This is a genomic window from Priestia sp. JNUCC 25, from assembly GCF_053667915.1.
In genome coordinates, this window is sequence record NZ_CM132211.1 from 1513840 (window position 1) to 1526049 (window position 12210).

Genomic DNA, 12210 nt, shown 5'->3' on the forward strand with positions numbered 1-12210 from the left:
GAGATATGAAGTGATGGAACATAAGAGGATAGTAGTCATAGGAGCTGGAATTGTCGGGTGCAGCATTGCCTACTATTTAAGTAAAATGGGGCAAAGAAACATAACAGTGATTGAGCAAGGCCCTTTGTTTGAAACGGGAGGATCTACTTCTCACGCTCCGGGGCTTGTATTTCAGCTTAGCTTTTCAAAAATCCTGACAACACTAGCTTCTCAAACGGTCGAGACCTTTAAAGAGTTGAGTACAGATGAACAGCGCTCTTTTTACCCGGTCGGCAGTTTAGAAGTTGCCCGTACATCCGAGCGATTAGAAGACCTAAAGAGAAAGGCTGGTGTTGCCAGCTCATGGGGAATCGAAGCTTTTCTTCTTTCACCGCAGGAATGCGCGGAAAAAAATTCGCTGATTTGTCCTGAGCGTATTTGCGGAGGTCTCTATGTTCCGTCAGACGGTATTGCCAAACCTTTGCATGCCGTTGATAAAATGACTCGTTTTTCTAAAGAGTGCGGAGTAGAATTTTACGGTCATACAGAAGTGACGAATATCGAAGTGACAAATGGTCAAGTAAAAGCAGTGTACACGAGCGCTGGAAAATTTGAAGCAGATGTAATCGTGTGCTGTGCCGGATTTTGGGGACCTCGCATCGGAGAAATGGTCGGTGTAACGATTCCTCTTCAGCCGATGGCTCATCAATATGTGTTTACAAATGATTTACTTGAATTAAACGGAGAAACGGAAGAAACCGCGACTCCTCTTATTCGAGATCAGGATAATGCAATTTATTTTCGTCAGGTAGAGAAAGGGCTTGGGATTGGATCATATCAGCATGAGCCGTTTCCAGTCGAACTCAGTGACATTACAAAATACGGAGAAACAAAAGAAATGCCTTCTGTTAAACCCTTTACACCAAAAGATTTTGAAAAACCGTGGGAAGATGCAATGGAATTAATTCCGGCATTAAAACAAGCAGGAATAAAAAAAGGAATGAATGGCATTTTTTCATTCACACCTGATGGGATGCCGCTGCTTGGCGAATCACAAGCAGTAGGGGGATTTTGGGTAGCGGAAGCCATATGGGTAACGCACTCTGCGGGTGTCGCTAGGCAAATGGCCGAATGGGTGATGAATGGTGCTCCGACTGTGGATTTGGAGCTATGCGATATTAATCGTTTCGATACGTATGCATGCAGCCCTGTTTATTACAAACAGCGGTCTATTGAAGAGTATGAAGAGGTTTATAGCATTCATCATCCATTTATGCAGCGAAAAGTATCGCGAAACATGCGCGTAAGTCCATTTTATATGCGTCAGCAAGAACTAAAAGCGTATTTTAACGAAAAAGCAGGGTGGGAGCAGCCGCAGTGGTATGAAGCTAACTATCCGCTTATATCCACATATGAAAAGAAGATGGTAATAAGAAAGGGGTGGTCCGCTGAATATTGGTCACCAATTATCGAAGCTGAACAGTTGCATACTCGTCAGTACGCAGCGATTTACGATACAACGGCAGCAAAGAAAAGGTTGGAGATTAAAGGGGAAGGAGCTCTCCAGTTTTTACAGAAGCTAACGACAGGAAATATAGACATTACAGTAGGTCAAAGCATACGTACGTGTATGTTGCATGAGCGAGGCGGCATAAAAGATCAAATAACGGTTATTCGCAAAAATATATCCACTTTCTTGATTGTTTGTACGGGAGCTGTAGAAGCAAGCTGGATTCAAAAACACGTGCCTCAAGACGGTCAAGTTGTTTTTCAAGATGTAACGTCAGGGACATGCAGTATAGCATTAATTGGTCCTAAAGCTACAGGAGTAATGAAGTCCGTGGTTCAACGCTCAGACCTTAGCAGCACTTGGCTTCAAGGGCAAGCGAAAACCCTGTTTATTGAAAATAGTTCAGTTCTTGCTCTGCGTGATTCCTACGGGGGAATGGAGAGCTGGGAGTTGATTACGACTTCTGATCAAGGCCTGAATTTATGGGATTTATTAATTGAACAAGGACAGCCTTATCAGCTGATTGCCGCGGGAGACCGAGCTCTTGAAAACCTTCGAATTGAATCTTTTTCGTTAAAAAGCGGGAAAGACTTTTGGAGCGAGCATCATCCATATGAAGTTAACCTTCATGAAATGGTTGATTTAACAAAACCAGTTTTTATTGGGAAAGAGGCATTGCTTGATCGTCAGCGAAAAGATTCTGAAACAGTATTAGCGACGCTCATATTAGATGATCCTTCAGCGATAGTAATGGGATATGAACCGGTCTTTTATGGGGAAACAGCCCTCGGATTTGTTACAAGTGCCGGCTATTCATACAGCTTAGGAAAAGGAATTGTATACACTTTATTATCTCAAGCTGTACATGAAGAAATGGTTTTAGAAGTTGAATACTTTGGTCAGCGTTATAAAGCAAAAATGATGACACACTCCCCAGCGGTAGTTTAATTGATCAATCGAAAGACAGGAGGAATGCAGATGTCAACACATTATGATGTCATTATTATCGGATTAGGAGCTATGGGGAGTACGGCTGCTTATCAGCTCGCCAAAAAAGGTCAGCGGGTATTGGGGTTAGAACAATACGGTCCCGCTCATGACCTAGGATCGAGTCACGGCGGTTCTAGAATCATTCGACAGTCGTATTTTGAAGACCCTGCTTACGTTCCATTATTGCTTCGCGCCTACGAATTATGGAATGAAATTGAAAGAGAAAGCGGTCAAGAAATTCTTACGGTTACCGGTGGACTTATGATGGGACCTCCTGATAGCTTGACGGTTTCTGGAAGCATCGAAAGCTCTAAACAGTGGAATCTTGCGTATGAGATTCTAGAAGCAAAGGATATTTACAAACGGTTTCCGGCGTTTACACCTTCACCTGCTACGGTTGCTCTATATGAAGAAAGAGCTGGATTCGTTAGGCCGGAAGCGAGCGTATATACTCACCTTCTTCAAGCAGAAAAGTACGGAGCTGAGCTTCATTTTTTTAAGGAAGTGGTGTCGTGGGAAGCTCATCCTTCTGGTGAAGGCGTGCGCGTTGTAACAGCTAATGGAATATACGAAGCTGGAAAAATCATTATTTCTGCAGGCGCTTGGGCACCCGATTTATTACGGGATTTAGGTGTTAGCTTACAAGTAGAGCGTCATGTGCAAATGTTTTTTGAACCAACACAAGGAATAGATGTTTTTTCAGTGGGAAAACAGCCGATTTATATTTGGGAAGCAGATGATTATGTACAGTTGTATGGTTTCCCTTCTTTTGGATTAAAGGCTGAAGGAGCAAAAGTGGCGTTTTTCCGAAAAGGAACAGCGTGTACGCCGGAAACGATTGATCGAAATATATATGAAGACGAAGTGAACATGATGCGGCACTATTTAGCTCAAGGTATTCCGCAGCTTAACGGTCGATTTTTACAAGGGAAAACGTGCATGTATACCAATACACCAGATGAACATTTTGTCATTTCACTGCATCCTGAATATCCTCAAGTAGCGATTGCAGCGGGATTTTCTGGACATGGTTTTAAGTTTGCAAGCGTAGTAGGAGAGATTTTAGCAGATTTAGTGATAGAGGGAAAAACTAATCACCCAATTGATTTGTTTACTCCGCAGCGATTTGCGGCGAATAAAATAGTATAAATCGTCGTCAGCTCTTGCGAATGGTTCTATTTAAATGTTTCTAAAGAAGCGAAGGAGGAATAGTAGATGGTTATGGAACATGGTTTAGTGAATGATAATGGGAGACTTGAGCCCACGTTGAAAGGAGAGCTGTATACATCTTCGGACATTTTTAAGTTAGAAAAAGATCATATATTTTCTAAATCATGGAGTTTAGTTGCATTTGAATACGAAATAGCAGAACCAGGACAATATATTACGACGAGAGTTGAAGGCGAAAATATTTTAATTACTAGAGGAAAAGATCACGTGCTGCGTGGATTCTTGAACGTATGTCGGCATCGAGGAGCTAAGCTGTGCAGCCAAGCATCCGGTAAAGCAGGTGTCATTCGCTGTCCATATCATTCGTGGAGCTATAGCTTAGATGGTGATTTAGTAGGTGTTCCTAACACAAGCCACTGTCGAGAAGAACTCGTGCATAATGAAAATTACGGACTAACATCCGTTCACATTGAAGTGTGGCACGGCATGGTTTGGGTTAATTTATCTGACAATCCTATGTCTGTTGAATATCAGCTAGACGCACAAATTTTTGATCGGTTTGGAGAACTTTATACGTTTGCTAGATATGAAATTCAAAACTTGAAATCCGCTCATCGTGAAGAATATGAAGTCGAGGCAAACTGGAAGCTTATTGTAGAAAACTTTCAAGAGTGCTATCACTGTTCCTCTATTCATCCTGAACTTACGGCAACGCTGCCTGAATTTCGTTCGGGAATCGGCACTCAAAGTTCCGTGGGAGGCGGAGCTAAGTTTGGGAATGAATTAGAAGCTTTTTCAATCAGCGGGAAAGGAAGCCGTCCTATGCTAAAAGGATTGCTTCCTGAAGATGACCGCACGTATTTTGGCATTACCGTTCTGCCGCTTGTATTTATCAATTTAACACCGGATCACGTTATTATTCATCGTATTATTCCAATTAGTGCGGAAAAGTCTAAAGTGATTTGTGAATGGTTATTCGACCCGGAAGAAATGGCTAAGCCTGATTTTGACCCAAAAGATGCCGTGGAATTATTTCACCGCGTTAATTTACAAGACTTTGAAGCGTGTGAGTGGTGTCAAGAAAATATGAGCTCAAAATCTTATAAAGAAGGAGGTATTTTAGTACCTATCGAACAGCACGTTTCTCATTTTTACAATTATGTATTGGAAGCAATCGGTATGAAGGTCGAATAGTAAGTAGAAGTGGTCTGATACGTTACCTTAAGGTGTCAGACCACCTCTAACAATCTACTTTAAAATAAGGGGGAAATAAATTGAGTACAAGTTCTAAACTAACAGAACCCATTATCCGCGTTACCGATGTTTCAAAAGTATTTGGTCGCCAAAAAGAACAGGCTCTTAAGCTACGAGAAGCTGGAGAAAGTAAATATGAAGTCGAACAAGCTACTAAGACAACCGTTGCTATTTACAATGCTCATTTCGAAGTAAAAAAGGGAGAAACCTTTGTGTTAATTGGATTATCAGGAAGCGGGAAATCTACTTTACTTCGATGCTTGAACGGGCTTGTAGAACCGACGGAAGGGACGGTATATCTAGAAAACACAGATATTTCTCATATGCCAAAAAGACAGCTTCAGGAAGTCCGGAGAAATAAAATTGGGATGGTCTTTCAAAATGTGGGCCTCCTTCCAAACCGCACCGTGATTGACAACATTACGTTCGGTCTAGAGATACAAGGTGTATCAGCAAACGAAAGAGAAAAGCGAGGGAAAAAAGCGCTTGAAATGGTGGGCTTAAATGGACAAGCTTATAAAAGAATTTATGAATTATCAGGAGGTATGCAGCAGCGGGTTGGATTAGCCAGAGCTCTTGCTTCTGAACAGGAGATTTTGCTGATGGATGAGCCTTTTTCAGCTTTAGATCCTCTTATTCGAAGAGATATGCAAAAGCTATTTCTTGATATTCAGGGAGAAGTACAAAAAACAGTTATTTTTGTGACGCATGATTTGGATGAAGCATTAACTTTAGGCCACCGGGCTGCCGTGATGAAAGATGGGGAAATTGTACAGCTTGGAACCGCTGAAGATATTTTAAGTCAACCGGCAACTGGTTATGTAAAGCTGCTTGTTCAAGACGTTAATTACGGCAAAATTCGCCTTGCTAAAGACGCGGTGGTTCCGGTAGAAACGGCTGCCTATGAGTATGAATCACCGCAAGTCGTATTAAGAAGAATGAGAACCAATCATTTATCTACTATTTTTGTTCTTGATAGTGCTGACCGCTTATTGGGCTTAATAAGCATTTATACGGTGATGGAGCTGATAGAAGCTCATAAGCATGATTTAAAAGGAAAAGAAATGACACAGCCGCATTGTGTTAATCCGGATATGTCTTTACAAGAAATGATTCCTTTATTTACAGACAGTCATTCGCCTGTAGTCATTGTTGATAATCATCATCGCCTACAAGGTATGATTTCCCCAAACACTCTTATTGCAAATCTCACTGAGCGTACTGCAGTGACCGAGCAACAAGAAGTTAAGTCATATCAAATGGAGGTCCGATAAATATGATGGTAAATTCCGCGACGATTCCTCGTATCCCTTTAGATAAATGGGCAAACTCATTTGTTGATTACATGATTGATAGTTTTTCAGGTGTATTTACTGGAATCAACCAGATAATGACCAGCTTAATAAGCAGTCTCGAATGGGTATTGACCGCTTCTCCTCCGCTAGTAACGGTCGTTGTTTTTGTTCTATTAGCGCTATGGTTAACAGATTTGAAGATAGCTGTATTTACGTGTTTTGGTTTACTTCTTATTATTAGCTTGAATTTATGGGAAGCATCGATGCTGACCTTATCTCTCGTTTTAGCTTCTACTATTATCTCACTTCTATTTGGCGTTCCTTTAGGCATATTATCACACCGTTTTAACAAAGTTGGAGCAGTGATAAAGCCCATTCTTGATATTATGCAAACAATGCCTGCTTTTGTTTACTTAATTCCGTCCGTACTTTTATTTGGATTAGGGAATGTTACAGCTCTTATTGCTACTTTTATTTTCGCAATGCCGCCTGCCGTTCGTCTGACGCTGCTTGGACTTCAGCAAGTTCCCCAAACCACTTTAGAAGCGGCAGAAGCTTTTGGAGCGACGGAATGGCAAAAATTAATTAAAGTCCAGCTGCCGCTCGCTTTGCCTATGATTATGTCGGGTGTAAACCAGGTTATTATGCTATCTCTTTCGATGGTTGTTATTTCTTCAATGGTCGGTGCAGGGGGCTTGGGTGCTGAGGTATTAAGAAGCATCAGTATGTTGGATGTAGGCTTAGGATTTATCGGTGGGATTGCAGTTGTCATTATTGCCGTTATTTTAGATCGTCTGACGCACTTTTCTACTCAAAAAAGAGAAGGTATTCAATCAAGTGAATAAAATGAATAAAGGTGGGAGTATATGAAACAATCAAAAAAAATTTCTTTTATTATGCTAACAATCGTCATTATGCTGCTTGTCTCCGCATGTGGCAATAGCAATACGGCAAGCAGCACCACGACTAAAAAAGAAATTACAATTGGATACATACCATGGGACGAAGCCGTAGCTGTTACGTTTCTATGGAAGGAATTATTAGAGGAAAAAGGTTATAAAGTTAAAGCAGTTCAAAGCGACGTAGCTCCGCTTTTCTCAGGAGTTGCTCAAGGAAACATTGATTTATTTTTGGATGTATGGATGCCGACCACCCATAGTTCTTATATGAAAAGATTTGGAAAACAAGTTGATGTGCTCGATACTTGGTATGATCAAGCAGATAGCGGATTGGCCGTTCCCGACTACGTAGATGCGCAGTCACTAGCTGATTTAAAAAATAAGAAAGATGAGTTTAACGGAAAGATTATTAGTATTGAACCAGGATCTGGAATAAACGGTCTTACTAAAGATCATGCGATGCCAAGCTATGGGTTAACAGACTGGAATTTAGTAGAAAGCAGCACAGCCGCCATGTTATCGGAATTAGATAAAGCCATTGCTAATAAAGAACCCATTGTTGTTACGTTATGGCGCCCGCACTGGGCTTTTGAAAAGTATAATCTCAGATACTTAAAAGATCCCAAAAATACGATGAATCCAACTGGACCTGAAAAAATACAGTCGATTAGCAAAAAGGCATTTAAAGAAGATTATCCAGAAGCAGCAAAGTGGCTGAAAGATTTTTCTATTAGTGCTGATCAATTGGCATCGTTGGAATCAGAAATTAACAGTGCAAAAGACGAAACAAAAGGCGTGAAAAACTGGATTTCTAAAAATAAAAAAGTGACGGAAAGCTGGGTAAAATAATAAAAGGAAAAGAAAAGGCTGTCTCATAAGTGAAGCTATTGACTTAGAGACGGTTTTTTTGTGGGAGAACTTTTTATCTGCAGCTTTTCTAACGGATCAAGGTCGGTAAAAGCTCAATAAATGAAAGTTTTTTAACCTGATATGTAAATTAAAAAAATATATTTAAATTTAAAAAAGTGGCACTGCTTTCTATTATCCAAGTACAATTTAAATAATGAATGCTTTACGTTTCGCATGTAAGTATTTATTTATACCTATGTTGTCATAATTTATGTGATTCCCCAAAGCATAAATTACTTTTCATTACCTTATTGTGTACAAAAATATTGTAAGATAGGCTCATGCTTTTAACAGCATGGGCCTATTTTTACAGACAGCTTGAAAATAGATATTTACAAACTGGAAAATTAATCTTTCCCTCTTGTACAATAAATATTCTTCTGTACAAAAATAGAGTGTATAATAGGAATGTTGAATTGATAGGAAAAAGAGAGAAGCCCTATCAAGTAAAGGAAGATGGAGCGGAGAGTGTGTACTGAAAGTAAAATTGTCCAGCGGCAAAAATAAACATGTTTTTCGAATGCTTCTAGAAGAATATCTAGAATGAAAGTAGGAACATTATGGAAAAGAAAATGAGGTTTGGCATCAAATCCAAAATTATTATTGGATATTTAATTGTTATTGTCTGTTTATTTATTGCATTTATTGTTTTAAACAGTCAAATTTCATCTTTGCAAAAAGAACGAAATTTTATCATTGATCATGATATTGAAGTGCATGATCTGACCAATCGAATTGAAAAACACCTGCTCGATATGGAAACCGGACAAAGAGGCTATATTATTACAGGAGAAGCGAGTTACTTAGAACCTTATAACAGCGCAGCATCAAGTTGGGAAAAAGATTATAATGCACTGTATCAGCTTCTAAATAATAATCCAAATCAGCAGGAGAAACTGGAGAAGATTAAAGGAAGCATTCAAGACTGGATTGAAGCTGCTGGTGAACCGACCATTGCATTAAAAAAAGAAAATAATACAAAAGAGCTTCAGCAGTTTTTTGAGAAAGATCCTGGGCGCCAGTATATGGACGATATACGCAGCCAGTTTACTTCTTTTAGAAATGTAGAGAAAAAATCGACTGAAACAAGAGCAACAGAGTTAGACGAGAAAAATCAAAAAATTAAAATTGGACTTTACGGTTTGCTGTTATTTGTTACGCTTATTTCACTTGCTATCGCTATTGTTTTGTCCAAGTCCATTGTGAATACGATTAAAGAAGTTACGCAAACGATCAAACGAATTACGGCTTCAAAAGGCGAGTTAAAAGGAAGAATTAAAGTTCGATCTAATGATGAAATTAAAGATTTAGGGATAGCCACGAACGCGTTGTTAGAAAATATTGAAGAGCGAAACTGGCTTCAAACGAACATTGCTCATGCTGTAACGATGTACCAAGGCATAGCATCTGTAGACAAGCTTGCGGAAAAATTTCTCTTTACGGTTTCAGAAATGACAGGAGCTTCTTTCGGAGCATTTTATGTTCGAGAGGAAAATGATAAAGGAGATCTATTCGTCAAACAAGCTGCTTTTGCAGATAGAAAAGGCGACGCGGGAAGAGAGAGCTTTTTGATAGGCGAAGGGCTCATTGGACAAGCTGCTTTAGAAAAAAGAACCCTTGTCATAAACGAGGTACCTGACACGTACCAGCTCATTGCTTCAGGATTAGGAGACGTAAAACCTAAGAGTATTTTTATTGTACCCGTCTTGTTTGAAGATGAAGTAATTGCAGTTATCGAGCTGGCATCGCTGCACGAATTTACAGTTTTAGAGCAAGAACTTATTAGTCAAGTGATTGAAACGCTTGGTCTCACTATCAATGGTGTAATCAGACGTATGGAAATTGCCCGTCTATTAAAAGAATCTCAGGCGATGACAGAAGAGCTCCAGGCTCAGTCTGAAGAACTTCAAACACAATCAGAAGAACTGCAAATGCAGTCTGAAGAGCTGCGTATGATTAATGAGCAGCTAGAAGAAAGAACAAAAGATGCAGAAGAAAAATCGTTTGAATTAGAGGCTGCAAAAGAAGATTTAGAAGAAAAAGCGCATCAGCTGGAATTGAATTCTCAATACAAATCTGAATTCCTTGCTAATATGTCGCACGAGCTTCGAACACCGCTTAACAGCATTCTTATTTTGTCTGAAATGCTTGAGGAAAACGCGGCTAAAACGCTATCTGAAGATGAAGAAGAATATGCTCGTATTATTCATTCTTCAGGAAAAGACTTGTTGGCATTAATCAACGACATCTTGGATTTATCAAAAGTAGAGTCTGGAAAACTAGATGTCTTGCTTGCTGAGATGAATATGAGTGAGCTTCCAGATCAAATTGAACGTAATTTCAGCCACGTTGCTGAACAGAAAAAAGTACAATTAAAAATTAATAAAGCACAAGATGTACCGAACATCATTCACACAGATGAAAAGAGATTCCAGCAAATTGTGAAAAATCTTTTATCAAATGCATTTAAATTTACGGAATCGGGATCTGTCACAGTATCCATTCAACGAGTGGCTGACCATCGTCTTACAACAGCTATGCGTACAGTGGATACGGATTGCTGGCTAGAAATAGCTGTAGCTGATACAGGGATTGGTATACCAAAAGAAAAGCATCAGCTTATTTTTGAAGCGTTTCAGCAGGCGGATGGAGCTACGGTTCGCAAGTACGGAGGAACGGGACTTGGCTTATCTATTTGCAGTGAGTTTGCAAAATTATTGGGCGGCTGGATTTCCCTAAGCAGTGAAGTAGGAAAAGGAAGTACGTTTACACTCTATCTTCCTAGTCTCTCTAACGGTCTTGTTGACTATGAAAAAGTAAATTTTGCATATGAAGAAGTAGCAGTATCTATAGAAGAAGCTGAACCTGAAGCAGAAATAACTGAAATTGACCATCCTGTACAACCAGTTGAACCTTCATTGCCAGATGATGAAAATGTGTTTCAGGATAAGCGAGTGCTCATCGTAGATGATGACCAGCGCAACATCTTTGCCTTAAAAACTGCGCTAGCTAAACAAGGTATGACCATTATGACAGCTCATAACGGAATAGAGTGTCTTGAAATGATGAAGAATAGTGAACCATTTGATCTCATTTTAATGGATATTATGATGCCGCAAATGGACGGATATGAAGCGATGCAGAAAATTAGAGGAGAGCTAAAGCTTGGTGATTTGCCTATTATTGCACTAACCGCTAAAGCGATGAAAAATGATCGTGAAAAATGCTTGGAAGCTGGAGCATCAGATTATATCAGCAAACCTTTAGATTTAAATCAGCTGTTCTCCGTTATGCGTGTATGGCTAGTAAATTAAGCGGGGTATGAAACATAAATGGATATGAAGCACCTAGATTTAAGTGAAGACTTAGTTATGAATAAAAAAACAGATTTAGAGATTGATTTACTGCTGACGGCTATTTATCGATTAACAGGATTCGATTTCAGACAGTACGCTAAATCTTCTATCTGTCGCCGGGTCTATAATCGAATGAAAATTGAACGTATTCCAACCGTATCTCGATTGTTAGAAAAAGCGATTCATGAAGAAGAATTTATGAATCAGCTTTTAAATGATTTTTCGATAAATGTAACAGAGATGTTTCGCGATCCAAGCTTTTTTAAAGCATTTCGCACAAAAGTGATTCCGGTATTAAAGGATTATCCGGAAATTCGCATTTGGCACGCTGGCTGTGCAACGGGTGAAGAGGTATTTTCTATGGCGATTCTTTTAGAAGAAGAAGGGTTAATGGATAAAACGGTCATTTACGCAACCGATATGAACGAAGATGTATTAGAAAAAGCAAAACAAGGTGCCTTTTCTTTACGTAAAATGAAGTCATATACAAAAAATTATATTCAAGCCGGTGGAAAGAACGCCTTCTCGGAATATTATCAGACGGACCATCACTATGCATATTTTCATCCGTCGCTGTTAAAAAATATTATCTTTGCTCAGCATAATTTAGTCACGGATCAGTCATTTAATGAATTTCACGTCATCATTTGCCGAAACGTCCTTATTTATTTTACAGCTCAGCTGCAAAATCAAGTGTATAATTTATTTTCAGAAAGCCTGTGTGCAAAAGGATTTCTTGGGCTTGGTGATAAAGAAACGCTTCGCTTTGCTGAAGGAGCAGCTTCTTATATCGAGTTTGCAGGGAACGAGCGCATCTATCAAAAACAATAAAAAAAGACCTCATTTAT

General features: G+C 39.4%; 8 protein-coding genes. All 8 read left to right on the plus strand.

Translation table 11 applies throughout. The features are described 5' to 3' along the window. Positions 1-13: 13 nt before the first annotated feature. Complete coding sequence (locus tag JNUCC25_RS07740; RefSeq protein ID WP_213019858.1) at positions 14-2437, plus strand: GcvT family protein; 2424 nt, start codon at positions 14-16, stop codon at positions 2435-2437. 30 nt (positions 2438-2467) lie between these two features. After that, positions 2468-3628 carry an N-methyl-L-tryptophan oxidase gene (gene solA / locus JNUCC25_RS07745; protein ID WP_053487048.1) on the plus strand — a complete coding sequence of 387 codons (1161 nt, stop codon included), beginning with the start codon at positions 2468-2470 and terminating at the stop codon, positions 3626-3628. A gap of 66 nt (positions 3629-3694) precedes the next feature. Beyond that, complete coding sequence (locus JNUCC25_RS07750; protein ID WP_013056248.1) at positions 3695-4843, plus strand: aromatic ring-hydroxylating oxygenase subunit alpha; 1149 nt, start codon at positions 3695-3697, stop codon at positions 4841-4843. Positions 4844-4923: 80 nt separating this feature from the next. Further along, entirely contained in the window at positions 4924-6177 is a 1254-nt protein-coding gene (locus tag JNUCC25_RS07755; protein ID WP_013056249.1) for a quaternary amine ABC transporter ATP-binding protein, read from the plus strand. 2 nt (positions 6178-6179) lie between these two features. Then, the gene (locus JNUCC25_RS07760; protein ID WP_078081643.1) at positions 6180-7043 is read left to right on the plus strand and encodes an ABC transporter permease; all 864 of its coding nucleotides are present in this window, start codon (positions 6180-6182) and stop codon (positions 7041-7043) included. A gap of 21 nt (positions 7044-7064) precedes the next feature. Continuing rightward, entirely contained in the window at positions 7065-7946 is an 882-nt protein-coding gene (locus JNUCC25_RS07765; protein WP_140456701.1) for a glycine betaine ABC transporter substrate-binding protein, read from the plus strand. A gap of 620 nt (positions 7947-8566) precedes the next feature. Continuing rightward, a complete protein-coding gene (locus JNUCC25_RS07770; protein WP_454223049.1) occupies positions 8567-11320 on the plus strand; it encodes a CHASE3 domain-containing protein in 2754 nt (917 codons plus the stop codon). 18 nt (positions 11321-11338) lie between these two features. After that, entirely contained in the window at positions 11339-12193 is an 855-nt protein-coding gene (locus JNUCC25_RS07775; RefSeq protein WP_013056253.1) for a CheR family methyltransferase, read from the plus strand. The last annotated feature ends 17 nt before the right edge of the window (positions 12194-12210 follow it).